Below are 24,367 nucleotides of genomic sequence, written 5' to 3' on the forward strand. Positions count from 1 at the left end.
GCTCGCTCTTACAGAGACAGATGACGAAAATATTCCTCGAGAAACTCGACACAAACCCGCAGCTTGGCCGACTGGCTCAGCCGCGTCGGGTACACCGCCCACACGTTGGCGCTCTGGGTGTAATCGTGCAGCACCTGCACCAGTCGCCCCTGCTCCAGCATCGGCTTCACATCCCACATCGAGCGCAACAGAATCCCGCCGCCACTCAAGGCCCACTGCAACACGATCTCACCGTTGTTCGAGGATAACGGCCCGCTGACACGCACCGATTCTTCCTGCCCGTCCTTCGTCAGGCTCCACACGCCGAACGCGTTGTTGCGCTCCTTGAGCACCAGGCAATCGTGGTCTTTGAGGTCAGGCAGCGATTGCGGCACACCGCGCCGTTCCAGGTACTCGGGCGTCGCACACAGCACCCGCCGGTTGCTCACCAGTTTGCGCCCCAGGTGCTGGCCCGGCAGGTCATCCCCTACGCGGATCTCCAGGTCGAAGCCCTCGCCGACGATATCGACCACGCGATCGAACACGTCCAGGCGCAGTTCGAGTTTCGGATAGGTCTGCGACAGCTCGCAGATGGCCGGCGCTACATGGTTGCGGCCAAAACCGAAGCTGCTGCAGATGTGCAACGAGCCCATGGGCTGCTGCCGCGCCTCGGATATTTCGCCGACGAAATCATCGAAATCACCCAGCAACTTCTCCGCCCACACCCGCACCCGCTCACCGTCGTCGGTCAGTGCGATGCGTCTTGTCGTGCGGTGCAGCAGGCGGGTCGAGAGCGTGGTTTCCAGCACGGAAATGCGTTTGCTGATGTAGGCCGGCGAATACCCCAACTCCTCGGCGGCGCTGGCGAAGCCGTTTTTGCGCACGACGGTGAGGAACACCTTGAGGTCTTCAGGCAAGGGAAATTGATCACGATTCGTGTTCATACGCCTCATACTTTTGCTGTTTATCACGTTATTCGCGAATGATAGCATCGATCTACCGAGTGGCAATCCATCCCCGGCCAACCGTGGTTTCTGAATCCTCGATAAAAACAACATGAGGAAAGCGCGACATGAACAAGCCCTACGAGCAAACCCTTAACGCCCCCGACGGCGGTTTCGTGCAACGCCTGCGCAGCCTCTGCGCCTACGAAATCGGCGTCATCCCGCTGCCGATCTTTCTCGGCATCGCGGTCATCGTTTATCTCTCCGCCCACTTGGGCTTCCTGCCCAAGAACATGATCGGCGGGCTCGCCGTGATCATGACCATGGGCGTGTTCTTCGGCCAGCTGGGCTCGCGCCTGCCGATCCTCAAGGAAATCGGCGGCGGCGCCATCCTGTGCCTGATGCTGCCGTCGATCCTGGTGTTCTACGGCTTCTTCGGGCCGGCGACGATCGACGCCACCAAAATGCTCATGAAGGAAGCCAACTTCCTGTACTTCGTGATCGCCAGCCTGGTGGTCGGCAGCATTCTGGGGATGAGTCGTTTCATCCTGGTCCAGGGCATGCTGCGGATGTTCATTCCCCTGCTCGTCGGCACCCTGGCCGCCGTTGCCAGCGGGTTGCTGGTTGGCAAACTGGTGGGCTACAGCTTTCACCACACGTTCTTTTTCATCATCGTGCCGATCATTGGCGGCGGGATCGGCGAAGGGATTCTGCCCCTGTCGCTGGCCTACTCGTCGATCCTCGGCGGCACCCCGGATATCTACGTGGCGCAACTGGCGCCCGCCGCCGTGGTCGGCAACATCGCGGCGATCATCTGTGCCGGTTTTCTCGCGCGCCTGGCACTCAAACGCCCGAACCTCAATGGCGAAGGTTCGCTGATCCGCGCCAAGGACGAGAACGATAAATTCAAGGTCAAGGAAGACACCGGCTCCCTTGTCGACTTTCGCGTCATGGGTGCCGGGGTGCTGGTGATCTGCGCGTTCTTCGTCCTCGGTGGCCTGCTGGAAAAAGTCGTGGGCATTCCCGGTCCGGTGATGATGATCCTCGTGGCGGTGCTGTTTAAGTACCTTCGGGTGCTGCCGGAGAAACTCGAGAAAGGCGCCAACACCTTTTACAAGCTGGTGTCGTCGGCCTTCATCTGGCCGGTCATGATCGGCCTGGGCATGCTCTACGTGCCGCTGGACAGCGTGGTGAAAGTGTTCTCGGTCGGCTATGTGCTGGTGTGCGTCTCGGTGGTGGTGTCGATGACCGTGGCCGGCTTTTTCATTGGCAACCTGATGAAGATGTACCCCATCGAATCGGCCATCGTGACCTGCTGTCACAGCGGCCTGGGCGGCACCGGAGACGTGGCGATCCTCTCGGCTTCCAACCGCATGTCGCTGATGCCGTTCGCGCAGATTTCCACGCGCATTGGTGGGGCTTCGACGGTGATTCTGGCGACGATACTGTTGCGGCTTTTTGTTTGAGAACGAGCCGTCCACCCGGTAACTCCAAACGCAAAAAACACCGGCCCGGCGCCGGTGTTTTGCTGCCTGCACCCCCCCCCTCCCGATTTGCCGTTATCGGCCCAGCCGATTCAAACCTGCGAATTATCGATTTGTGCAGCAGTCCGTGGACCGCGAGCATGGCGTCACTTCCAACAACAAAAACCAAGGACCCGCCATGACCGCCCGATTTCACAACCCAGTGGATACCCGTTTCGGCTGGGGCAGCCTGCAAGAGCTTGCCGCCATCACCGAACACCAGAACGTTGCCGTCGTGACCTTTCCCGAAGCCCGTGACCTGGGGCTGGTGGATCGCCTTCACGCGTTGCTGGGCGAACGTCTGGTCTACGTGATCGAAGATGTCCAGCCCAATCCCGATGTCGCCCAACTGCGCGCGACCTATGAACGCTTCTGGCAAGAAGCCGGCGATTGCCATGCGGTGATTGCCGTCGGAGGTGGCAGCGCCATCGACACGGCAAAAGCGCTGATTGTCGGCACCGAGTCAGGCCGCTTCGATGAGCTGCTGGCATTGCTGGCAAGCGGCAAACCCTTCGTTCCGGTACGCAGCAAACAGCTGATCGCAGCCCCGACCACGGCAGGCACCGGCAGTGAAGTCACACCCTGGGCGACGATCTGGGACGCGGCCAACCACAAGAAGTATTCCCTGCACCTGGACTGTACCTGGCCAAAGGTCGCGATCATCGATCCGCAATTGATGCTCACGGTACCGGCCAGCGTCACCGTGTCCACAGGCCTGGATGCCTTGTCCCACGCACTGGAATCGATCTGGAACATCAACGCCAACCCGCTTTCCGACACCTTCGCCATCTCGGCCATCGAAGACATCCTCGAATGCCTGCCCTTGCTGTGGCGTGACCTGTCCAGCCAGGAACTGCGTTCACGGATGGCCCTCGCCGCACTCAAGGCCGGCATGGCGTTCTCCAACACCAAGACCGCGCTGGCCCACTCCATTTCTTATGAGATGACTTTGCACTACGGTTTGCCCCACGGCATCGCCTGCTCCTTCACCTTGCCACTGGTATTGGGCCTTGCCTGGGGCCACGACGCAACGCGTGATAAGACCCTGCAACGGGTTTTCGGGCCAGACCTGGATAAAGCCCAGGCCCGTTTGCGCGCCTTCCTGCACAGCCTGGATGTGAAAACCGAGTTCGCCGACTACGGCGTAACGGCCGAAGAGGCGCAAGCCATGATCGACTTCGCCCTGCAGGGCGCGCGCGGCAAGAACTTCATCGGCTCACGAGCGGCCTAGGGCTCGACAGCCCCCCAAGACACAACACTGCCAGCGGCGTAACGAGCCGCGACGATTTCCTGCCGCACCTGAAAAAGAGTGCACCCTGCGACGCAACTCGCAGGGAACGAACAAGAATAAGGAAAAGATCATGAATCGTGCCCAAACCATGCCAGATCTCGCCATACACACCGCGTCGTTCCGCATCGCTCAGTGGCGCATGTTGCTGGCAGCCATGTTTTGTTATCTGTTTTTCTACACCGGACGCCAGACCTTCGGTTTCGCCATCCCGGGTATCCAGGCCGAATTCGGTTTGACCAAGGAAACCCTGGGCTGGGCTTCGGCCGCCATGCTCTGGGCCTACGCCATTGGCCAGGCCATCAACGGCAACCTCGCCGACAAGTTCGGTGGCCGGCGCATCATGACCCTGGGCGCCGTGCTGTCCTGTGGCGCCAACTGGGTGACCAGTTTCGCCAGCGGTTTTGCCGGGCTGATCCTGCCCTGGGGCATCAATGGCTACTTCCAGGCATTGGGCTGGGCACCGGGCAGCCGGCTGATCTCCAACTGGTGGAGCGCGGGTGAACGCGGCAAGGTCTACGGCTTCTACGTGTTCGCGGCCGGTTGCGCTTCCGTTCTTTCCTACGTGACCTCGATCGTTGTGCTGGAAGTGATGCATCTGGAATGGCGCTGGATCTTCCGCCTGCCCGTATTGCTCATGCTGGCGGGCGGCATCATCTTCTACCTGGTGGCCCGCGAGCGTCCGCAAGACCTGGGATTCGAACCGCTGGCCGACACGGGCGTGGCCAACGCCGAGGACAAGAACCATGAGGTGGCGCACGGTGAAACCGAAACATCGGCGCAACGCTACAAAGCGGTACTGAAGAACTTTCGCCTGATCATCGCCGCCGTGTCCCTGGGGTTCCAGAACGCTGCCCGCTACGGTTTGATCGTCTGGGTGCCGGTGCACTTTCTGGGCGCCAACTGGAAAAGCGGCGACAGCATGATCGATCCGAAATGGATCACCGTAGCCCTTCCGGTCGGCATGGCCATCGGCGCGCTGAGCAACGGCTGGATCTCGGACAAACTGTTCGGCTCCAAGCGCTACCTGGCGATCATGCTCTACATGTTCCTCGGTGCGGCCACCAGTTTGTGGATGTGGACCCTTGCCCCCCACAGCGCGACCGGCCTTGTGGCGTTGTTTCTCTGCGGTTTCTTCGTGTACGGCCCCGCTTCCAGCTTCTGGGCACTGTGCCCGGACCTGGTGGGCGCCAAGCGCGCCGGCACGGCGACCGGCGTGATGAACTTCTCTTCCTATCTGTTCGCCGGCCTGGCGGAACCGCTGATCGGCAGTATGCTCGACAGTACCGGCAACACCTCGCTGATCTTCATCGTGGTCACCAGCGCCTGCCTGTGCAGTGCGATTGTCGCGTTGTTCATCAGGCGTTGATTGCCGGGCACGGCAGGTTGAATCGAAGGCGCGGCTTCTGAACAGGATCGTCTATGTACCAGTACCACAAGTGGCTACGTTCATTTCATGCGGTGGCCAAGACCGGCAGCTTCACCCTCGCCGCCGAGTACCTGAGCGTCGGCCAGCCCACGGTCAGTGAGCAGGTCAATGCCCTGGAGAAGAAGTTTTCCGTGGAGCTGTTCCATCGCCGCGGCCGCTTTATCGAAATGAGTGCCGCCGGGCACCAACTCTATGCGATCACCCAGGGCCTGTTCGGCCAGGAGGATGAAGCCGTGCAACTGCTACAGAGTTTCAAGCAACGCAAGACCGGCATGCTGCGCCTGGGCGCGGTGTCCCCGCCCATTGCGATGAACCTGACCTACGAACTGATGCAGCGGCACCCGGACATCGAGCTGGAAACCTCGTTTTCTCCGGAAAAAGAGACCCTGGATCGCCTGTTCAACTTCGATATCGATGTGGCGATCCTGGCCCTGTCCGAATTCGACCAGCGTTTTGACACGCAGCTTTACCGGCGCTACCCGATCATTGCGGTGGTGCGCGAGGACCATCCCTGGGCCCGACAGAAAGAAGTACACGTCGAGCAGATCAGCGAAGAGAAATGGGTGCTGCGGGAAAAAAGCTCCCGCACTCGTCAATTGGTAGAGGAAAGCTGCAAGCGCCTGGGCGTCGCCCTCAATTGCGTCATGCAGCTGAACAGCCGCGAGGCCATCGTCCATGCCATCGCCAAGGGCATCGGTATCGGTTTCGTCTCGGCCGTCGAGTACGCCGAAACGCCCGGCACCAAACCGATCACCTTCGTCAATCACCCGTTTTCCATCGACTACCACCTGTGCTGCCTGGGCATTCGCCGAAACCGGCCGATGATCGCGGAGCTGTTCGACTCGAGCCCAACGCCGGCCACCTGATTTCGTCTCACCCTTGAGCAATCCACAGGCCTACTTCCTGGCGACAGGAGGGACGGCCTGCCCACAACAAAAAATGGAGAAATACCATGAACTACCAACAACCGACCCAACTGCAAGCCGTGGTCCTGGACTGGGCCGGCACCGTTGTCGATTTTGGCTCCTTCGCCCCCACGCAGATTTTCGTCGAGGCCTTTGCAGAGTTCGGCGTCGCCGTTTCGCTGGAAGAAGCTCGGGGCCCGATGGGCATGGGCAAGTGGGATCACATCCGCACCCTGTGCAATCAGCCGCAGATCGCCGAGCGCTACCGTGCCGTGTTTGACCGCCTGCCGACCGATGACGATGTCACCGCACTCTACGAGCGCTTCATGCCGCTGCAGATCGAGAAAATCGCCCTGCACTCGGCCCTGATACCCGGCGCGCTGAACACCATCGATGCCTTGCGCGACAAGGGCCTGAAAATCGGCTCCTGCTCCGGTTACCCGGCCGTTGTCATGGAAAAGGTGGTCGAACTGGCGCGGCACAATGGCTACGTGGCGGACCATGTGGTGGCCACCGACGAGGTGCCGAACGGCCGCCCCTACCCGGCCCAGGCCCTGGCCAACGTGATTGCCCTGGGGATCAGCGACGTCGCCGCCTGCGTCAAGGTCGACGACACCTGGCCCGGCATTCTCGAAGGCCGTGCCGCCGGGATGTGGACGGTCGCGCTGACCTGTTCCGGCAATGCCCTGGGCTTGACCTACGAACAATACAAGGCCCTGCCTTCCGACAGGCTGGACAGTGAGCGGGCCCGCATCGTCAGGATGTTTGAAGGCTCCCGCCCGCACTACCTGATCGACACCATCGTCGATCTGCCGGCGGTCATCGAAGACATCAATGCCCGACTGGCGCGGGGTGAAACACCGCAAGGGTCCTGAACGGATTCAGGCATCAAGCGGCCGTCCCACGGGCGGCCGCCTCACCTGAAAAAATCACTCGGCGTCTTGCCGAACTGCTTCTTGAACATGGTCGTGAACGCGCTCGGGCTGTCGTATCCCAGCTCCCCGGCGATGTCGATGATCTTCTCCCCGACGGCGATGCGTTCCAGCGCCAGCAGCAGTCGCGCTTGCTGGCGCCATTGGCCGAAGGTCATGCCGGTTTCCTTGCGAAAGCGACGCTGGATGGTTTTGGCGTCGAGGCTCAATCGATCGCTCCAGTCCGACAAGGTCGAGCCATCGCCTGGGTCTTGCTGCAATGTTCTGCAGATCTGGTTGATCCGTTGATCGGTGGGCTGCGGCAGGTTCAATGGCAAGGTCGGCAGGATCGTCAGTTCATCCAGGATCAGCCGCAGCACCCGGGCTTCCCGCGAGTCCGGATCGCAATTGAAATCGAAATCCACCGAGACCTTGATCAGCTCACTGAGCAATGCGGACACACTCACCGCGCGGGTTTCGCCGGGCAGGTCCGGGCTTGCGTTGGGGTGCACAAACACGCTGCGCATCTTGATCGGCCCCACGCAGCGAATCGAGTGCACTTCCCCACTTGGCATCCAGATGCCACGGCTCGGTGGCACCGTCCATTGGCTGGTGGCGGCGTGCACCACCATCACGCCTTCGATGGCATAGATCAGTTGATGCTTTTCATGGGAATGCGGCGCGATAAACCAGTTTTCCGGGTAGTCGGTCGCACTGCTGCGAACGCTCCAGCCGCCCTGGTCGATCTCCGCAAGAAATGTCTGCAATGGCTTGATCATGACGCCCTTTTTGCGATGGTCGGCGCCCGAGTTGCGCGAGACGGGCGACTTTGAGGGCCATAGGATAACGCCGAACCCTGAAATTGGCTGAGCCTTGCGTTCGCGGCTCGCGTTTTTTATCCGGAAACTGCCCATGTCGACCACTACCCTCAGCTCGCCCTCACCCACCGTCTCGGTCGCCAGCCAGGCCAGCCCCCTGGTCATGCGCGTCATCGGCGCCTGTGCGTTGGCGCACCTGATCAACGACCTGATCCAGGCCGTGCTGCCGTCGATCTACCCGATGCTCAAGGCCACTTATGGCCTGAGCTTCACCCAGGTCGGCCTGATCACTCTGACCTTCCAGCTCACCGCTTCACTGCTGCAACCGTGGATCGGTTTCTACACCGACCGTCATCCCAAACCGTGGCTGCTGCCGGCCGGCATGGTCTGCACCCTGATCGGTATCCTGATGCTGTCGATGGTCGGCAGTTTTCCGGCGATTCTCGTGGCCTCGGCGCTGGTGGGGGTTGGCTCGTCGACCTTTCACCCGGAGACCTCGCGGGTGGCGCGCCTGGCCTCGGGCGGTCGCTACGGCCTGGCGCAATCGACCTTTCAGGTCGGCGGCAACGCCGGCAGCGCCTTCGGCCCCTTGCTGGCCGCCGCGATCATCATTCCCTATGGCCAGGGCAACGTCGCCTGGTTCGGCCTGTTCGCGGTGTTCGCCATCCTCGTGCAATACGGCCTGAGCCGCTGGTATCGCAATCACCTGAACCTGTTCAAGCTCAAGCAAGGCAGCAAGGCCACCCACGGACTGTCGAAACGGCGGGTGACCTTCGCCCTGGTGGTGTTGGCGCTGTTGGTGTTTTCCAAATACTTCTACATGGCCAGCTTCACCAGTTACTTCACCTTCTACCTGATCGAAAAATTCGACCTGTCGGTGGCCAGTTCGCAGCTGTACCTGTTCCTGTTCCTCGGTGCCGTCGCGGCGGGTACGTTCTTTGGCGGCCCGATCGGCGACCGGATCGGCCGCAAGCAGGTGATCTGGTTCTCGATCCTCGGCGCAGCGCCGTTCACCCTTGCCCTGCCCTACGTCGACCTGTTCTGGACGGGCGTGTTGAGCATGATCATCGGCTTCATCCTCGCCTCGGCATTCTCGGCCATCGTGGTCTTCGCCCAGGAACTGGTGCCCGGCAACGTCGGCATGATCGCCGGGGTGTTCTTCGGCCTGATGTTCGGTTTCGGCGGGATCGGTGCTGCGCTGCTCGGGCACCTGGCGGATATCCATGGCATCGAGTACGTGTACACGCTCTGTTCTTTCCTGCCACTGCTGGGAATTCTCACCATAATGTTGCCGTCTACTGGCAAACGCCCCTCGGGAGCGTGAATGGCCATCAGGAGGAACACCCCATGAAAATCGTAGTCACCAGCGTGCTCGTTGATGATCAGGCCAAGGCACTGGCGTTCTACCGGGATGTACTCGGCTTTGAACTCAAGCACGACATTCCCATGGGCGAACATCGCTGGCTGACGCTGACGTCCCCTGGCGATCCCGATGGCGTCGAGCTGCTGCTGGAGCCCAATGCCCACGGCGCGGCAAAAACCTTCCAGAGCGCGATCAAGCAGGACGGAATTCCCTGCACGTTTTTCGGTGTCGAGGACGTGCAGGCCGAATATGCCCGGCTCAGCGCCGCCGGCGTTCAGTTCACCCGCCCACCGACGGTGATGGGACCGGTCACCCTCGCGGTACTGGACGACACCTGCGGCAACCTCATCCAGATCGTCCAGCACCACTCGACCGCCTGATCATTTCTGCTACCAACCCTGTAGCACTCGGTAACACCCGGCCCCAATGCGGTGCGTCTTTTGAACGCCTTGCCGTGCGCCGCCCCGCTCCACACGGGGCCACCCGCCATGGCGTACTTTGTGCATCCAAAGGCCATCCTCTTCTGCCTGTAGCCGCCATGCGCCCCAAGGAACTGAAACTCTGGACCACCGGAGTCGCCCACCTGCTCGACCTGCCTGCCGGGCATGCGCGGCTGTCGGGGTTGAGCCACTGGCTTCGACAAATCTGCCCGGTCGATCATTTCGTGTTGTTTGTCTACGAAGGCAATCACCGGCCACTGGCGTTGTTCGATACGTTTTCGGCGGACAAGCGCGCGGTGTACGTCGACGACTACCAGTGCGGGCCTTACCTGCTCGATCCGTTCTACCTGGCCTGTACACGCGGGCAGGCGCCGGGGCTGTGGCGACTGCGCCAGTTCGCGCCCGACCACTTCTACCTCGGCGAGTACTTCCTGACCTATTACCAGCAGACCGGACTGGCCGAGGAAGTGGCGTTCTTCGTCGACCTCGGTGGTGGCGCCACGGCGGTGTTGTCGCTGATGCGCTCCAGTGCCAGTTGCGCCTTCAGCCGGGACGAAATGCAGCTCGTCGAATGCGCGCAAGCGGTGGTCGAACAGGTCATCAATGAAGCCTGGCGCTTGCGCCAGGCCCAACAACCGCGACCGGCGCAAGACCTGGACTTCAAGATCCGCGAAGCCTTCGACCACTTCGGCGCGCACATCCTCACCGGGCGCGAGCAGGAGATTGTCCAGCTATTGCTGCGCGGCCACTCCAGCGCCTCGGTGGCCGAACAACTCAACATCAGCCCCGGCACGGTGAAGATTCACCGCAAGAACATCTACTCCAAGCTGGGCATTGGCAGCCAGTCGGAGTTGCTGGGGTTGTTCATTCGGGAGCTGACGGAGGACCCATTGCAGGCGCCCGGCCTCAGGCTGCAGGCCTGACACCCATTGGTATACGCCTATCCCTGTGGGAGCGAGCCTGCTCGCGAAAGCGGTGTATCTGCCAACATCCACGCTGGATGTTAAACCGTATTCGCGAGCAGGCTCGCTCCCACAGGTCTATCGCTGATCTGGAGATTGTGGTCAGGGCGGATCAAGCTGATCCAGCGCCCGGTTCACCGCCAACTCCCCCAACATGATCACCTGCGCAATGCCCAACAGCGCATTGCGGCGCGTCCCTTCCAAATGATCCACCAGATCGTTGGCCATGACATTGGCCGACGCCAGCGACTCACAGGCGTGCACCAGCAAGGTTTCGGCATTGAGTTCGGGATTGACGAAGAACATCGTGCTGGGTTTGTGAGGGGTGGCCATGATGTGGGGGCCCGGGTTGAGGGCGCGCTCGGCGGCTTCGTGGAGCTTGCTTGAATCGAGGTTTTCGTACGGGGATGCCGGATCGGTGTCCGGCGGGTTGGGTGTGACTTTGAACATAGTGAAACTCCCTGCATCGTAAAAAGGAGCCATCACTCTCACGCTACCAAACGGAGGGTGGTGGCCATACGCAGGTTGGTAGACCGGGATGCAAGGAGACCGGCGCGCCCGAAGGCGCCCTGTGCATGGCCACCATAGAGCAGAGTAGAAAAACACTGCAAATGATGAAGCATTGCACCTCGCATACCTGGGCTACCAAACCCGATCACTGTTGTTATCCAGCGACCGGTAAACGATAAAACCCAGGCCCAAGGCGCACAAGCCGGCGGATTCTGGCGTACCTGTAGGCAACGACGCAAGGTTGTGTAGCCTTCGCGAAGTAACCCCGGATGTCTTTAAACACGCATCTGCATTTTGTAGGAGCGAGCCTGCTCGCGATGGTCCTTAACGAATACGCGGGATGACTGGCTGAACGCAGCGCTCTCAAGCCCATCGTCGGAACGCAGCCCGGAGCAAGCTCGCTCCTACAACAATCTGCTTCTATCCCCGTAGGGATATATACACCGCAAAACCCCCATTGCTAGTTTGGCCCCCGACGCACTGATTCATCACTGCAAGGGAGCCCGCCTCGTGAACAACACCCCGCCAAGCGATATCGAATTCTGCAATGTGGTCAAACGCTATGGCGAGGTGCAGGCCGTCAGTGGTCTGGATTTCGCGGTGCGGCGTGGCTCGTTTCATTCCTTTCTCGGCGGTTCGGGCTGTGGCAAGACCACCACCCTGCGCATGATCGCCGGCTTCGAGCAGCCCACCAGCGGCGAGGTTCGTCTGGCCGGCAAGAGCGTCGCCGGGGTGCCGGCTTTCGAGCGGCCGGTGAACATGGTGTTCCAGCATTACGCGCTGTTCCCGCACCTGACCGTGGCGCAGAACATTGCCTACGGCCTGCGTTATCAAACCCCACGCCCTGACAAGAAACAGCAACTGCGCATGGCCGATGAAGCGCTGGAGATGGTCCGTCTGAGCGGCTTTGGCCAGCGCAAGCCGAGCGAGCTTTCCGGCGGCCAGCAACAGCGTGTCGCCCTCGCCCGCGCACTGGTCAACAAGCCGACGGTGTTGCTGCTCGACGAGCCGCTGGCCGCGCTGGACCGCAAGCTGCGCAAGGAGATGCAATCGGAGTTGCTGCGTTTGCAGCGCGAGGTCGGCATCACCTTCGTGTTGGTCACCCACGACCAGGAAGAAGCCCTGTCGATGAGCGACAGCATCAGCGTGATGCACAACGGTTCGATCATCCAGACCGCCACCCCGGAGCAACTCTACGAAGCCCCGGCCAGCCACTACGTCGCCGATTTTATCGGCGAGTCCAACCTGTTCGACGGCACCGTGCGCCAGCTCAACGGCAATTCGGTGGTGCTGCGTACCGAGCAGGGTCTGGAACTGACCAGCCCGCTGACGCCTACCGGCAAAGCCCTGAGCGCCAACACAGCCGGTTGCATTGCGGTGCGCCCGGAGCTGATCAGCATCGCCGGCGCCAATGCCGAAATGAGCCGCGAAGTGAAGCTGCCGGGCTGCGTCGAAGACCGCATTTACCTGGGTAATTCCACCGAATACCGCGTACGCACCCAGGCCTTCGGCGTGGTCTGCGTGCGGGTGCCGCGCCAGCAGGATCACGGCGCCAATGCATTCGAACACGGCGCAGCGGTTCGCGTCGGCTGGGATCACGCCAATGGCCTGGCCATGGCGTTGTAAATCATCGATTCGTTTCATCAACCGGATGTGGAGCGTGCTATGGACCAGAAGACCTTTATCAAAACCCTGCGCAGCTGGCAGAACGGCTCGATCAGCTGCCGCGAGTTCCTTGGCCGCACCGGCCTCGGTATTGCCGCCGCCGTGGTCGCCACCAACATGCCCGGCCTGCTGACCTCCAGCGCCGAGGCCGCCGAGCAGGCCAAGCTCGGTGATCGCCTGTCGCTGGCGACCTGGCCGAACTACCACAGCCAGGAAAACCTCGACGCCTTCGGCAAGACCACCGGCGCCCGGGTGTCGATGAGCGTGTTCGGTTCCAACGAGGAAATGCTCGCCAAATTGCAGGCCGGCGGCAGCGGCTGGGACGTGCTGGTGCCGACTAACTACACCATCAGCACCTACGTCGGGCTGGGCCTGATCGAACCGCTGGACCTGTCGCGCATTCCCAACTTCGATGCCTCGGCGTTCCAGCAGAAATTCATGGCCCAGGGCACGGTGGACGGCAAGGTCTACGCGGTGCCGAAAAACTGGGGCACCACCGGCATGCTCTACGACACCGGCAAGCTGAAAAACGGCCCGACCAGCTGGAAGGAATTCTGGGTCGCCGCCCAGGGCCCGGCCAGTGGCCGGACGATGGTCCACGACTACCAGTTGACCGCTATCGGCAATGCCCTGAAAAGCTTCGGCTACAGCTTCAACTCCCTGGACCCGAAAGAACTGGCCGACGCGGAAAAGCTGCTGATCGAGGTCAAGCCGCACCTGTTCGCGATCAACTCCGACATTCAGCCGTCGATGCGCAGCGGCGATGCCTGGCTGGCGATGTCGTGGACCGGCGATGCTTCGCAACTGCACCGCGACAACGCGCAAATGCAGTTCGAACTGGGCAAGGAAGGTGGCGAGTTGTGGAGCGACTTCTTCGCGATTCCCAAAGCTCGGAGCACAAGGACGCCGCCTACGCCTTCATCAACTACCTGCTCGATCCGCAGCACAACAAGCTGGAAGTGCTGAGCCACGGCTACCCGAGTGGCGACAAGCGTGTCGACGCGCTGCTGCCGGTGGCGATGCTCGACGATCCGATCATGTACCCGGCCGCCGAGGCCTTGAGCCCGCTGGAGTTCGGTGCCGCCGCGACGCTGACCAGCCCGGCGCGTGCCGAACTGATGGCGCGTTTCAAGTCCGCCTGATCGCCTGACCATGGCCAATGAGGAGTCACCCATGAATGCCGCCGCCCACCCGCAAACGGTGCAGCCGGGCCATACCCTGTCGGTCGAGGTTCGCCAACGGCGCAGCCTCGGCCGGCGCATCACCCTGCTGATGCTCTTGCCTTCGACCCTGTGGTTCCTGCTGCTGTTGTTGATGCCGCTGGTGATCATCCTGGTCTTCAGTTTCGGCGAGCGCAGCGCCGTGGGCGGTTACGCCGGTGGCTTCACCCTGGCCAACTACCTGAACCTCGGTTCTCGCGGCGCAGCGTTCAGCAATACGCTGATGCTCGCGCCGCTGGGCACTTTGGTGTGCCTGGTGGCGGCCTATCCGCTGGCGTACTTCCTCGCGGTCAAGGTCAGCAGGAACCGTTCGCTGTTGCTGACCCTGGTGATCGTGCCGTTCTGGACCAGTTTTCTGATCCGCACCTACGCGTGGATTTTCATCCTCAGCGGCAAAGGCATTCCGGCGCTACTGGCCAGCCTGGGTCTCGAGGATGTGCGGCTGATCAACACGCCGTGGGCGGTGCTGATCGGCATCGTCTACGGCTACCTGCCGCTGATGGTGTTCCCGATCTACGTCAGCCTGGAAAAACTCGACAAGCGCCTGCTCGAAGCGTCCGCCGACCTGGGCGCCAGCGCCTTCGAAAGCTTTCGCCGGATCACCCTGCCGCTGTCGGCGCCGGGGATCATCACCGGGGTGATGCTGGTGTTCATCCTGCTGATGGGCGAGTTCCTGATACCGGCCATCCTCGGCGGCGGCAAGGTGTTCTTTGTCGGCAATGCGCTGGTCGACCTGTTCCTGCAATCGCGCAACTGGCCGTTCGGCAGTGCGCTGGCCATGACGTTGGTGACGATGATGCTGCTGATCATCGGCGTATATCTGAAACTAGTGGCGCGCTACGGCGGCCGCCCTGCCGATGGAGGCTTGTGACATGTGGCTGCGCAGCTATTCGACTTCGCTGTACCTGTTCCTCTACGCGCCGATTGCCTTGATCGTACTGTTCAGCTTCAACGCCGGGCGCAGTGGCCTGGCCTTCCAGTGCTGCTCGGTGCAATGGTTCGGCACCGCGTTCGGCAACCCGTTCATCATGGAAGCCCTGGGCAACAGCGCACTGATTGCCGCAAGTTCCGCGGTGATCGCCACGCTGTTCGGCACCCTGGCGGTGTTCGGCTTGCAGCGCTGTGGCGCCAAGGTACGCCTGCTGTTCGATGCGCTGACCTACTGCGCGATCATCGTGCCCGGTATCGTCATCGGCATCTCGACGCTGATCGCCTTCATCAGCCTGTTCGACCTGATCAACCCGCTGCTGGCGAGCTGGCTGCCGACTGTGCCGAAGTTGAACATGGGTTTTTTCACCGTGATAGCCGCGCACTCGCTGTTCACCATGGCCCTGGTGATGGTGATCGTGCGCAGCCGCGTCGATTCCCTCGACAAGGCCCTGCTGGAAGCCTCCGCGGACCTGTACGCGCCACCGATGGACACCTTCTGGCGGGTGACCCTGCCGCAGATCAGCCCGGCGATCATGGCCGGGTTCCTGCTGGCCTTCACCTTCAGCTTCGACGATTTCATCATCGCCTTCTTCGTCGCCGGTTCCGAAACGACGCTGCCGATCTACATCTTTTCCTCCATCCGCCGCGGCGTGACACCGGAGATCAACGCGATTTCCACGGTGATCATCTGCGTGTCGCTGGCCTTGCTGTTCACTTCCCGCCATCTGCAAAACCGCCGCACCGGCGTCCAGGAGTCGCACCATGCGTGATCAGCTCTACATCAACGGCGAATGGGTCAGCCCGGACCTGGGCGGCTATCTGGACGTGATCGACCCGGCCACCGAACAGGTCTTCCACCGGGTGGCGGCGGGAACTGAAGAGGATATCGACCATGCCGTGCGCGCGGCCCGGCGGGCCTTCGACAATGGCTGGGGTCAAACCAGCGGCGCCGAGCGTGCGCAGTGGCTGGAAGCATTGGCTGCCGAGCTCGAAAATGGCCAGCAAGCGCTGGCGGAACTGGAAGTGCGCGACAACGGCAAACCGCTGCCCGAAGCACAGTGGGACATCGGCGATGCCATTGCCTGCTTCCGTTACTACGCCGGTCTGGCCCGCGATCTGGACCAGCAACAGGACCAGCCGCTGGCCTTGCCGGACGAGCGTTTCCGTTGCCGCATCCGCCACGAGCCGATTGGCGTGGCCGGGCAGATCATCCCCTGGAACTACCCGCTGCTGATGGCCGCGTGGAAGGTGGCGCCAGCCTTGGCCGCCGGGGCCACGGTGGTGCTGAAACCGTCCGAGCTGACGCCGCTGACCGCCCTGGAACTGGCCGCCGCCGCCGATCGTATTGGCCTGCCGGCCGGGGTGTTGAACCTGGTGACCGGCCTCGGCGCCGACGCTGGCAGCCCGCTTACCGAGCATCCGGGCGTGGACAAACTGGCCTTCACCGGCAGCGTGCCCACCGGGGCGAAAATCATGTCGGCGGCGGCCCGGGACATCAAGAACATCAGCCTGGAACTGGGTGGCAAGTCGGCCTTCATCGTGTTCGATGACGCCGATGTCGAAGCCGCCGTGGAGTGGATTCTGTTTGGGATTTTCTGGAACCAGGGCCAGGTGTGCAGCGCCACATCACGCCTGCTGGTGCAGGAATCCATCGCCCCGCGTCTGATCGAACGGCTGGTGGAAGAAACTCGCAAGATCAGTATCGGCCCCGGTATGCAGCCCGGGGTTCTGCTGGGTCCGCTGGTCAGCCAGGGCCAGTACGACAAGGTGCTCGGTTTCATCGACCAGGGCCTGGCCAGTGGTGCCCGTTTGCTCACCGGCGGACGGAGACCGGCGCATCTGGCCGAAGGGTATTTCATTGAGCCGGCGATCTTCGATGAGCCCGGCCACAGCAGCATTCTGTGGCGCGAAGAAGTGTTCGGCCCGGTGCTGTGCATCAAGCGCTTCAAGACCGAAGAGCAAGCCCTGCAAATGGCCAATGCCAGCCGCTTCGGCCTGGCGGCCGCCGTGATGAGCGCCGACTTGCAGCGCACTGCCCGGGTCGCCAACCAGCTGCGCGCCGGGATCGTCTGGGTCAACTGCTCGCAACCGACCTTCGTCGAAGCGCCCTGGGGCGGGATGAAACACAGCGGTATCGGCCGGGAACTGGGGCAATGGGGGCTACACAATTATCTGGAGGTCAAGCAGGTGACCGAGTACGTCAGTGACCAGCCGTGGGGGTGGTATTTGAAGTAAGCAGGCATACCGAGGAAGAAGGTCTGAATGGCAGACCGTGGCGCCTGCATCGCCGGCAAGCCGGCTCCTACAAAAACACTGTCATATGCCAGCGATCTGTAGGAGCTGGCTTGCCAGCGATGGGGCCAGCACATCCAAAATAGGTGGCGCCTGACACGCCGCTATCGCGAGCAGGAGGGTTGTGGCGAGGGGTTCACACCGCGTAACTTGAATGACCCGCCCTCAATGACCCGCCCTCCAAGCCACGCCGGAGTTGATCCATGCGCATCGCCTTGCTGTCCGACATGCACCTGTCCGTCAACGCGATCCCGTTTCCCGCCGTGGACGCCGATATTGTCGTGCTCGCCGGGGACATCGCGCGCCCCGCCAAGGCCATCGAGTGGGCCAGGGCGTGCCCGGTTCCGCTGCTGTACGTGGCGGGCAATCATGAGTTCTATGGCAGTGACCTGGTCTCCACCTACGAACAGCTGAACAGCCTGGCGCAAGGCACGCAGATTCACGTGCTGGAACGTTCGGAGTACGTCCACAACGGCGTGCGTTTTCTCGGTTGCACCTTGTGGTCTGACTATCGTCTGCTCGACAACCCCGAGGATCGAGCGCTGGGCATCGACTTGGCGACTCAACTGATCCGTGACTTCAGCCACATCAAGATCGCCCCCGACTTTCCCGACCTGTTCACGCCGGCCATTTCCCAGCTGGTGTTTCTGCAGACGGTCGCCTGGCTGGAAGACTGCTTCGCCCGCGACAGCAGCACGCCCACGGTGGTGGTCTCTCATTTCGCCCCGACACGGTTGAGCATCGGCCCGAGCTTTGCCGGCTCGCCAATCAACTCAAGCTTTGTCTCGGACCTCGAAACGCGGATCAAAGACTGGCAGCCGGCACTGTGGCTGCATGGGCACACCCATGGCAGTTTTGATTATCGGGTGGGCAACACCCGGGTGGTCTGCAACCCTCGGGGCTATGCCAAGAACGGCATCAATGAAAATCCTGATTTCGATGATGCCTTCGTGATCGATCTGGATTTCTGAGGTAACGCTCGGGTCAGCAGCACCGCGTATTGCATTTCCCCCGGCCAAAACGCGCTTCCTGACGTTCGCGGAAAAACATCTCATAACTCATCACTGGCTCACCCGGACGGTTGCGGGCCATTTGTGCCACGTAGTTGTCGTACTCGGGAACACCGACCATCAATCGGGCGCTCTGGCTGAACATTCTGGCAACCTGCTGCAGTTTGCGGAACATGGCGGATCTCTCTGTGGGCGTGGGACCTGGCCCATGAAACCGCGCTCATGTATCGGCATTGTGTCCAGATCGGACGCCTTTGTATTTTCAAGTATCCAGGCTCGCGCCCGATGGACCGCCGGCAACCCGCTACACTTTCCTCGCTCCGCCGCTGCACCCGAGCGGCCAAGACCCCTGACTTCTGATCTGGAGGTATCCCATGAGCGACAGCAGCGAACTCACCACCTTTACCGGCTGGGCCGCCACGACAGCGGGCGCGCCACTGGAACGCTACAGCTACGATCCCGGTCCGTTGGGCAACGATGAGGTGGAAGTCGCCGTGGAATATTGCGGCGTCTGCCACTCCGACCAGTCGCTGATCGACGACGACTGGGGTATCAGCCGCTACCCGTTCATTCCCGGCCATGAGGTGGTCGGTCGTATCGTGCGCATGGGCGCCCAGGTGCGTGGCCTGGAACCGGGACAACGAGTGGGCATCGGCTGGTACAAGGGCAGTTGCATGCATTGCACGTCCTGTATCGAAGGCTCGCATAACCTGTGCAGCACGGTGCAACCGACCATCATCGGCAGCAACGGCGGTTTTGCCGACCGCGTCCGCTCGCACTGGGCCTGGGCCTTGCCGATCCCGGCCGGACTCGACCCGGCGATGGCCGGCCCGTTGTTCTGTGCCGGCTCGACCGTGTTCAACCCGCTGGTGGAATTCGGCATCAAGCCCACTGACCGGGTTGGCGTGGTGGGCATCGGCGGCCTTGGTCACCTGGCGCTGCGCTTTCTCAATGCCTGGGGCTGCGAAGTCACGGCGTTCACCTCATCGCTGAGCAAGCAGGAAGAAGCCAGGCGCCTGGGCGCACACAAGGTGGTCGCCTCGACCGACTCCGATGCGCTCAACGCCATTGCCGGCACCCTGGATTTTCTCTTGGTCACCGCCAACGCCAACCTCGACTGGACAGCCATGCTCGCCACCCTGCGCGGCAAGGGGCGCCTGCACTTTGTCGGCGTCGTGCCCGACGCCATTCCGGTGCACGTGTTCAACCTGATTCCCCAGCAAAAAACCATGTCCGCCTCACCGGTCGGTTCACCCGCCAACACCGCGGCCATGCTGGAATTCTGTGCCCGCCACCAGATCCTGCCGCAGGTCGAGATGTTTCCCATGAGCCGGATCAACGACGCCATCGATCACTTGCGCAGCGGCAAGGCGCGCTACCGCGTGGTGCTGGACGCCAGCAAGTGAGCTCACGGCCTCCTGTAGGAGCTGGCTTGCCAGCGATGGTCGTTAACGATAACGCGTGTGAACCGGATAAACGCGGCGCACTTGAGTCCATCGCCAGCAGGCTGGCTCCTACAGTTTCCCTGCGTGGGCACGGTCCTTTGTAGGAGCTGGCTTGCCAGCGATGGTCGTTAACGATTACGCGTATGACCTGGATAAACGCGGCGCACTGGAGTCCATCGCCAGCAGGCTGGCTCCTACAGTTTCAGCGTGGGCACGGTCCCTTGTAGGAGCTGGCTTGCCAGCGATGGTCGTTAACGATAACGCGTGTTAACCGGATAAACGCGGCGCACTTGAGTCCATCGCCGGCAAGCCGGCTCCTACAGTTTCAGCGTGGGCAGGGTCCCTTGTAGGAGCGGGCTTGCCAGCGATGGTCGTTAACGATAACGCGTGTGAACCTGAATAAACGCGGCGCACTTGAGTCCATCGCCAGCAGGCTGGCTCCTACAGTTTCAGCGGGGACAGGGTCCCCTGTGGGAGCTGGCTTGCCAGCGATGGTCGTTAACGATTACGCGTGTGAACCTGGATAAACGCGGCGCACTGGAGTCCATCGCCAGCAGGCTGGCTCCTACAGTTTCAGCGTGGGCAGGGTCCCTTGTAGGAGCTGGCCTGCCAGCGATGGTCGTTAACGATAACGCGTGTGAACCTGAATAAACGCGGCGCACTTGAGTCCATCGCCAGCAGGCTGGCTCCTACAGTTTCAGCGGGGACAGGGTCCCCTGTGGGAGCTGGCTTGCCAGCGATGGTCGTTAACGATTACGCGTGTGAACCTGGATAAACGCGGCGCACTGGAGTCCATCGCCGGCAAGCCGGCTCCTACAGTTTCAGCGTGGGCACGGTCCCTTGTAGGAGCTGGCTTGCCAGCGATGGTCGTCAACGATAACGCGGGTGAACAGGATGAACGCGGCGCGCTTGAGTCCATCGCCAGCAAGCTGGCTCCTACAGGTTCCCGGGGTTGCGTGAAGGACCTTTTTTACCCTCAGGGATTGGCTGCCTGCGCCGGCACCATTGGCATGTGCGGGTCGTTCCAGCTGAACCGATAGGCTTTGCCGGCCTCTGGCGGCTGGCATTTGCCGTTGTCGGCATCCACCCCCACGATCGACCAGTTCGCCCGGGCGTTTTCGCCCAGTTCACGGGCCGCTTCGGCTTTGAAACACTGGTTCAAAACGTCATCCGGCACCAAAGCGTAGGCCTTGGGGTGTTCGCGCAGATACAGCGCGGCCTTCTCGATGGACGAGTTATCCATGCCGAAATGCACGATCGGCTGGCGGGCGAACAACCAGTGCCCCTCCTCCCAGTTGACCAGCACCAGATCGGCGCCCTGGGTCATGGTCGCCGCCTGCGCCATCAGCCCCTGATCGATGTTGGTGCCGTCCTTGAGCGGTTCGATGAACCCCCGGGCGAACCACAGCGCGAACCAGGTCGCCACCAGTGCCGGGAACACCCGACGCAAACGCGGGTGCTTTTTGAACCAGCGCTTGAGCAGCCACGGAATCAGCGGCGCGGCGACCAGCACCAGCCCCGGCAGCGCCGGGTAGATGTAAAGCTTGCGCTTGCCCGTGCTGATGCAGAAAAACAGCACCACCAGCACCACCCAACCGAGCAACACCAGGACCCGGCCGTCACGCTTTTGCAACTGACGGCGCCAGGCAGGCACCAGCCATGGCAGCACCAGCACCAACGGTAGCCAGTACTGCGGAATCACGTTGGTAAAGAAGTACCAGAACGGTTCGCGGTGATGCCACGCGGCGGCATAGCGGCCTGCGGTCTGGTGCAGGAGGATCTCCCGCGCATAGGCCATTTCGTCCGCGCTGCCATTGAAGAAGATCGACAAGGCCAGGGGCAACAGCCAGATCGCGATGGCGCCAAGCATCAGCGCAACCCCCAGCAACCACTTGCGCGCCTCGCCAGGCATGGCCACCACACCCGGCCAGCCTTTGCGCACCGCATAGGCGTACGGAATCAGCAACAGCGCCGGCAGGAAACCCACGCCCTTGGTGATCACGCCGATGCCCATGGCCGCGCAGCCGGCGTAAAACCAGCGCCACGCCGGGCCGAGCAGCAGATGCCGCGCCAGACCGTACAGGCCAAGCGAAGTGAACAGAATCAAAAAGCTGTCGATCTGGCCGGTGCGCAGGATGCTGTAGGTCTGGTAGGTCGCCAGGTACAGCAGCGCGGTGTTGCGCCCGGTACGCTGGGTCCACAAGCGACGGCCCAGGTCATAGACCATCGCCGTGACCGTCACGGCCGAAAACAGTCCCGGCAGGTAGAGCGCGATGTTGGGCTTGCCGGTCAGCCAGGTGAAGAACGCCACCGTCCACATGAAAATCGGCGGTTTGTCGCCGTAGATCTCGGCGGCACGGTGCGGGATCAACCACGAGCCGTTCTGCAGCATCTCCAGGGCGACGCCGAGGAAGCGCTCCTCATCCACGTTCTGTGCCTGGCGTAGCCCCAGCCCCGCGCCGATCAACAACAGGGCAAGCAGCATCAGCCCCAGGCACTCGACCCGGGGCGACAACGATCTACGCATGGTTTATTCCTTCACGCTGCGGCTTTTGGCAATCAATTGCAGGTTGCGAAAATAGACAAGGGAGCCAAAGGCCTGCCCGGCAATGAACACCGGATCCTGACGGTAGATGGCGTAAGCGAGCAGCAAGGAACTGCCGACGATGCTCAAGTACCAGAAGCTGGTCGGGATCACGCTGCGCTTTTTGTATTCGCTGTACAGCCACTGCAGGACAAAACGCCCGGTAAAGGCAATCTGCCCCGCAAAGCCGACCACCAGCCACAGGGTTTCACGGGTCAGCATCATCCTTCGAGCTCCTGGGCAATGGTGTTCAGCCGCGTGCGCTTGATCAGCCACCAGACACCGATCAGGTCAAGAATGCCGACCAACGCGCGGTCGAGGTTGCCGTATTTCGACACCCCGGCCGTGCGCGGCCGGTGGTTGACCGGGTGCACGATCATGCGCCCGTTGTGACGCTGGATCAGCGCCGGAATGAAGCGGTGCATGTGGTCGAAGTATGGCAGGCGCAGGAACGCCGCGCGCTCGATCAGCTTCAGGCCGCAACCGGTGTCCGGGGTGGCGTCCTTGAGCAGGCGGCGGCGCAGGTTGTTGGCGAACCGCGAGGCGTAGCGTTTGCTCGCGGTGTCGCGGCGATTGACCCGGTGCCCGGCGACCAGTTGCACATCGACCTTGCCCGGTTCGCCGCGCACCAGCGCCAGCATGCCGGGAATGTCCGCCGGGTCGTTCTGGCCGTCGCCATCGAGGGTCGCCAGCCATTGCCCGCGGGCCTCGCGGGCGGCGTGGTACAGCGAGGTGCTTTGCCCCAGCGACCGCTCGTGATGGAGGATGCGCAGGGTGTTCAAGCCGTCGTGGCGGATCTGCCGCAGTTCCTGCAGGGTCGCATCGGTGCTGCCATCGTCGACGACGATGATTTCGTACGACTCATGGGCCAACGCCACGCGGATTTCCTCTAGCAGCGGCTTGAGGTTGTTCGCTTCGTTCTTGGCGGGAATCAGTACGGATACAAAAATGTCTTGGCTCATGGAGTCTCTCTCGCCCTTTATGATTTTTCCGAGATCAGAGGCGAACGCTTCAAATCCGATAGAACTGCCGATACCACTGCACAAACGCTGCGACGCCGGTTTCCAGCGTCACCTGCGGGCTGAAGCCCACCCATTCGGCCAGTGCCGAGACATCGGCCCAGGTCTTGACCACATCACCGGCCTGCATCGGCAAGTAGTTGCGCCGGGCCTGCAGGCCCAAGGCCGACTCCAGGCACTCGACGAAATCCAGCAACGCCACTGGTTTGCCACGCCCGATATTGAAGAGCCGGTTGACGCCAGCGGCAGAGCCTTGCGGCACCGGAGGCTTGGGCCGCAGTCGGGCGATGCCTTCGACGATGTCGTCGACGTAGGTAAAGTCGCGTGACATCTGGCCCTGGTTGTAAATGTCGATGGGCAGGCCTTTGAGGATGGCGTCGGTAAACTTGAACAGCGCCATGTCCGGGCGACCCCACGGGCCGTAGACGGTAAAAAAGCGCAGGCCACTGGCTTTCAAGCCATACAAATGGCAGTAACTTTCGGCCAACAGTTCATTGGCGCGCTTGCTGGCGGCGTACAGCGATACGGGATGTTCGACAGGGTCATCGACACTGAACGGCATCTTGCTGTTGGTGCCGTACACCGAACTGCTCGAGGCGTAGATCAGATGCTTGGGGCGATGGTGCCGACAGGCTTCCAGCACATTGAGAAAACCCACCAGGTTCGACTGGGCATAGACATCCGGGTTGTCCAGCGAATAACGCACCCCGGCTTGCGCCGCCAGGTGCACCACCTCGGTAAACCCGTGGTCGCGGAACAGGTCCATCAAGGCCGGTTTGTCGACGATGTCCATTTTCCGGAAGCGAAAACCCGGCAAAGTCTCCAGCACCTTGAGGCGTGCGTGCTTGAGTTCCACGTCGTAGTAGTCGTTGAGGTTGTCGATACCGACGACGTCCTGCCCCTCGCGGCACAAGCGCTGGACCGTATGAAAACCGATGAAACCGGCGGCACCGGTGACCAGGACGGTCATGGGAGGCACGCCATCGACAGCGCCGTGATCGGCGCGAGATTATTGATCCAGACCCTCATCAGCTTCATGTGTGGTTCCTGCTTATCGCGTCATTTGCGCACGGTTACGTTGTGAAGCTTATAAAACAGAAACATTTCAGTTTCGATAACGCCTTGCGCGA

General features: G+C 61.8%; 22 protein-coding genes and 1 pseudogene. 15 read left to right on the forward strand and 8 right to left on the reverse strand.

Features of this window, described 5'->3' with window-relative positions; all coding sequences use genetic code 11:
- Window positions 1-8: 8 nt before the first annotated feature.
- Window positions 9-923: a LysR substrate-binding domain-containing protein gene (locus tag CD175_RS02090; RefSeq protein WP_104447462.1), complete on the reverse strand. Its 915-nt coding sequence runs from the start codon at window positions 921-923 to the stop codon at window positions 9-11.
- A 128-nt stretch (window positions 924-1,051) separates the two neighbouring features.
- Between CD175_RS02090 and CD175_RS02095 the strand changes: the two genes are divergently transcribed.
- From CD175_RS02095 to phnX, 5 genes are all read left to right on the forward strand, one after another.
- Window positions 1,052-2,389 (forward strand): 2-hydroxycarboxylate transporter family protein, encoded by a 1,338-nt coding sequence (locus CD175_RS02095; protein ID WP_104447463.1) that lies wholly within the window; start codon window positions 1,052-1,054, stop codon window positions 2,387-2,389.
- Between the two features lie 196 nt (window positions 2,390-2,585).
- The gene (gene psrA / locus CD175_RS02100) at window positions 2,586-3,677 is read left to right on the forward strand and encodes an iron-containing alcohol dehydrogenase PsrA (RefSeq protein WP_104447464.1); all 1,092 of its coding nucleotides are present in this window, start codon (window positions 2,586-2,588) and stop codon (window positions 3,675-3,677) included.
- A 130-nt stretch (window positions 3,678-3,807) separates the two neighbouring features.
- The gene (locus CD175_RS02105) at window positions 3,808-5,103 is read left to right on the forward strand and encodes an MFS transporter (protein ID WP_104447465.1); all 1,296 of its coding nucleotides are present in this window, start codon (window positions 3,808-3,810) and stop codon (window positions 5,101-5,103) included.
- Window positions 5,104-5,156: 53 nt separating this feature from the next.
- Window positions 5,157-6,029 (forward strand): LysR substrate-binding domain-containing protein, encoded by an 873-nt coding sequence (locus CD175_RS02110; RefSeq protein ID WP_007980564.1) that lies wholly within the window; start codon window positions 5,157-5,159, stop codon window positions 6,027-6,029.
- Between the two features lie 86 nt (window positions 6,030-6,115).
- Window positions 6,116-6,943: a phosphonoacetaldehyde hydrolase gene (gene phnX / locus CD175_RS02115; RefSeq protein WP_102675516.1), complete on the forward strand. Its 828-nt coding sequence runs from the start codon at window positions 6,116-6,118 to the stop codon at window positions 6,941-6,943.
- Window positions 6,944-6,984: 41 nt separating this feature from the next.
- On the opposite strand, the gene CD175_RS02120 is transcribed toward phnX, so the two are convergent.
- Entirely contained in the window at window positions 6,985-7,758 is a 774-nt protein-coding gene (locus CD175_RS02120) for an AraC family transcriptional regulator (RefSeq protein WP_104447466.1), read from the reverse strand.
- Window positions 7,759-7,891: 133 nt separating this feature from the next.
- Between CD175_RS02120 and CD175_RS02125 the strand changes: the two genes are divergently transcribed.
- From CD175_RS02125 to CD175_RS02135, 3 genes are all read left to right on the forward strand, one after another.
- Window positions 7,892-9,121, forward strand: coding sequence for an MFS transporter (locus CD175_RS02125; RefSeq protein ID WP_205886311.1), 1,230 nt, complete (start codon window positions 7,892-7,894; stop codon window positions 9,119-9,121).
- Window positions 9,122-9,144: 23 nt separating this feature from the next.
- Window positions 9,145-9,540, forward strand: coding sequence for a VOC family protein (locus tag CD175_RS02130; protein ID WP_104447467.1), 396 nt, complete (start codon window positions 9,145-9,147; stop codon window positions 9,538-9,540).
- 158 nt (window positions 9,541-9,698) lie between these two features.
- On the forward strand, window positions 9,699-10,523 hold the full coding sequence (locus CD175_RS02135) for a response regulator transcription factor (protein ID WP_104447468.1): 825 nt from the start codon (window positions 9,699-9,701) through the stop codon (window positions 10,521-10,523).
- Window positions 10,524-10,664: 141 nt separating this feature from the next.
- On the opposite strand, the gene CD175_RS02140 is transcribed toward CD175_RS02135, so the two are convergent.
- Window positions 10,665-11,012, reverse strand: a complete 348-nt coding sequence (locus CD175_RS02140; protein WP_104447469.1) for a DUF6124 family protein — start codon at window positions 11,010-11,012, stop codon at window positions 10,665-10,667.
- Between the two features lie 570 nt (window positions 11,013-11,582).
- Here CD175_RS02140 and CD175_RS02150 point away from each other — a divergent pair.
- The 6 genes and pseudogenes from CD175_RS02150 (at window position 11,583) to CD175_RS02175 (ending at window position 18,150) form a co-directional block, all read left to right on the forward strand.
- Window positions 11,583-12,698 (forward strand): ABC transporter ATP-binding protein, encoded by a 1,116-nt coding sequence (locus CD175_RS02150; protein ID WP_104447471.1) that lies wholly within the window; start codon window positions 11,583-11,585, stop codon window positions 12,696-12,698.
- Between the two features lie 39 nt (window positions 12,699-12,737).
- Window positions 12,738-13,879: pseudogene (locus CD175_RS02155) on the forward strand (ABC transporter substrate-binding protein).
- A 31-nt stretch (window positions 13,880-13,910) separates the two neighbouring features.
- Window positions 13,911-14,828 carry an ABC transporter permease gene (locus CD175_RS02160; protein ID WP_104447472.1) on the forward strand — a complete coding sequence of 306 codons (918 nt, stop codon included), beginning with the start codon at window positions 13,911-13,913 and terminating at the stop codon, window positions 14,826-14,828.
- A gap of 1 nt (window position 14,829) precedes the next feature.
- A complete protein-coding gene (locus CD175_RS02165) occupies window positions 14,830-15,657 on the forward strand; it encodes an ABC transporter permease (protein WP_104447473.1) in 828 nt (275 codons plus the stop codon).
- On the forward strand, window positions 15,650-17,122 hold the full coding sequence (locus CD175_RS02170; protein WP_104447474.1) for an aldehyde dehydrogenase family protein: 1,473 nt from the start codon (window positions 15,650-15,652) through the stop codon (window positions 17,120-17,122). The genes CD175_RS02165 and CD175_RS02170 overlap by 8 nt, the downstream gene beginning before the upstream one ends.
- A gap of 260 nt (window positions 17,123-17,382) precedes the next feature.
- Window positions 17,383-18,150: a metallophosphoesterase gene (locus CD175_RS02175; RefSeq protein ID WP_104447475.1), complete on the forward strand. Its 768-nt coding sequence runs from the start codon at window positions 17,383-17,385 to the stop codon at window positions 18,148-18,150.
- A gap of 13 nt (window positions 18,151-18,163) precedes the next feature.
- Here CD175_RS02175 and CD175_RS02180 read toward each other — a convergent pair whose 3' ends face one another.
- Window positions 18,164-18,364: a YbdD/YjiX family protein gene (locus CD175_RS02180; protein WP_007981151.1), complete on the reverse strand. Its 201-nt coding sequence runs from the start codon at window positions 18,362-18,364 to the stop codon at window positions 18,164-18,166.
- Window positions 18,365-18,563: 199 nt separating this feature from the next.
- Between CD175_RS02180 and ahr the strand changes: the two genes are divergently transcribed.
- Complete coding sequence (ahr, locus tag CD175_RS02185) at window positions 18,564-19,595, forward strand: NADPH-dependent aldehyde reductase Ahr (RefSeq protein ID WP_104447476.1); 1,032 nt, start codon at window positions 18,564-18,566, stop codon at window positions 19,593-19,595.
- A 1,015-nt stretch (window positions 19,596-20,610) separates the two neighbouring features.
- Here the strand turns inward: ahr and CD175_RS02190 are convergent.
- From CD175_RS02190 to CD175_RS02205, 4 genes are read right to left on the reverse strand one after another with little or no spacing between them, the layout of a single operon-like run.
- Window positions 20,611-22,161: an ArnT family glycosyltransferase gene (locus tag CD175_RS02190; protein WP_104447477.1), complete on the reverse strand. Its 1,551-nt coding sequence runs from the start codon at window positions 22,159-22,161 to the stop codon at window positions 20,611-20,613.
- Between the two features lie 3 nt (window positions 22,162-22,164).
- Window positions 22,165-22,443, reverse strand: coding sequence for a lipid-A-disaccharide synthase N-terminal domain-containing protein (locus CD175_RS02195; protein ID WP_104447478.1), 279 nt, complete (start codon window positions 22,441-22,443; stop codon window positions 22,165-22,167).
- Window positions 22,440-23,180 carry a glycosyltransferase family 2 protein gene (locus tag CD175_RS02200; protein WP_104447479.1) on the reverse strand — a complete coding sequence of 247 codons (741 nt, stop codon included), beginning with the start codon at window positions 23,178-23,180 and terminating at the stop codon, window positions 22,440-22,442. Before CD175_RS02200 ends, CD175_RS02195 begins: the two co-directional genes overlap by 4 nt.
- A 49-nt stretch (window positions 23,181-23,229) precedes the next feature.
- Window positions 23,230-24,207, reverse strand: a complete 978-nt coding sequence (locus CD175_RS02205; protein WP_104447480.1) for an NAD-dependent epimerase — start codon at window positions 24,205-24,207, stop codon at window positions 23,230-23,232.
- Window positions 24,208-24,367: the final 160 nt, after the last annotated feature.

The sequence above is a fragment of the Pseudomonas laurylsulfatiphila genome, from assembly GCF_002934665.1.
GTDB lineage: Bacteria > Pseudomonadota > Gammaproteobacteria > Pseudomonadales > Pseudomonadaceae > Aquipseudomonas > Aquipseudomonas laurylsulfatiphila.

Excerpts from the sequence above, each read along its gene's own strand:
- CD175_RS02095 (WP_104447463.1), top strand. The coding sequence starts at position 1,052 with ATGAACAAGCCCTACGAGCAAACCCTTAACGCCCCCGACGGCGGTTTC.
- CD175_RS02160 (WP_104447472.1), top strand. The coding sequence starts at position 13,911 with ATGAATGCCGCCGCCCACCCGCAAACGGTGCAGCCGGGCCATACCCTG.
- phnX (WP_102675516.1), top strand. The coding sequence starts at position 6,116 with ATGAACTACCAACAACCGACCCAACTGCAAGCCGTGGTCCTGGACTGG.
- CD175_RS02110 (WP_007980564.1), top strand. The coding sequence starts at position 5,157 with ATGTACCAGTACCACAAGTGGCTACGTTCATTTCATGCGGTGGCCAAG.
- CD175_RS02105 (WP_104447465.1), top strand. The coding sequence starts at position 3,808 with ATGAATCGTGCCCAAACCATGCCAGATCTCGCCATACACACCGCGTCG.
- CD175_RS02090 (WP_104447462.1), bottom strand. The coding sequence starts at position 923 with ATGAACACGAATCGTGATCAATTTCCCTTGCCTGAAGACCTCAAGGTG.
- CD175_RS02195 (WP_104447478.1), bottom strand. The coding sequence starts at position 22,443 with ATGATGCTGACCCGTGAAACCCTGTGGCTGGTGGTCGGCTTTGCGGGG.
- CD175_RS02175 (WP_104447475.1), top strand. The coding sequence starts at position 17,383 with ATGCGCATCGCCTTGCTGTCCGACATGCACCTGTCCGTCAACGCGATC.
- CD175_RS02135 (WP_104447468.1), top strand. The coding sequence starts at position 9,699 with ATGCGCCCCAAGGAACTGAAACTCTGGACCACCGGAGTCGCCCACCTG.
- CD175_RS02180 (WP_007981151.1), bottom strand. The coding sequence starts at position 18,364 with ATGTTCCGCAAACTGCAGCAGGTTGCCAGAATGTTCAGCCAGAGCGCC.
- CD175_RS02140 (WP_104447469.1), bottom strand. The coding sequence starts at position 11,012 with ATGTTCAAAGTCACACCCAACCCGCCGGACACCGATCCGGCATCCCCG.
- CD175_RS02120 (WP_104447466.1), bottom strand. The coding sequence starts at position 7,758 with ATGATCAAGCCATTGCAGACATTTCTTGCGGAGATCGACCAGGGCGGC.
- psrA (WP_104447464.1), top strand. The coding sequence starts at position 2,586 with ATGACCGCCCGATTTCACAACCCAGTGGATACCCGTTTCGGCTGGGGC.
- CD175_RS02190 (WP_104447477.1), bottom strand. The coding sequence starts at position 22,161 with ATGCGTAGATCGTTGTCGCCCCGGGTCGAGTGCCTGGGGCTGATGCTG.
- CD175_RS02200 (WP_104447479.1), bottom strand. The coding sequence starts at position 23,180 with ATGAGCCAAGACATTTTTGTATCCGTACTGATTCCCGCCAAGAACGAA.
- CD175_RS02165 (WP_104447473.1), top strand. The coding sequence starts at position 14,830 with ATGTGGCTGCGCAGCTATTCGACTTCGCTGTACCTGTTCCTCTACGCG.
- CD175_RS02170 (WP_104447474.1), top strand. The coding sequence starts at position 15,650 with ATGCGTGATCAGCTCTACATCAACGGCGAATGGGTCAGCCCGGACCTG.
- ahr (WP_104447476.1), top strand. The coding sequence starts at position 18,564 with ATGAGCGACAGCAGCGAACTCACCACCTTTACCGGCTGGGCCGCCACG.
- CD175_RS02125 (WP_205886311.1), top strand. The coding sequence starts at position 7,892 with ATGTCGACCACTACCCTCAGCTCGCCCTCACCCACCGTCTCGGTCGCC.
- CD175_RS02205 (WP_104447480.1), bottom strand. The coding sequence starts at position 24,207 with ATGACCGTCCTGGTCACCGGTGCCGCCGGTTTCATCGGTTTTCATACG.
- CD175_RS02130 (WP_104447467.1), top strand. The coding sequence starts at position 9,145 with ATGAAAATCGTAGTCACCAGCGTGCTCGTTGATGATCAGGCCAAGGCA.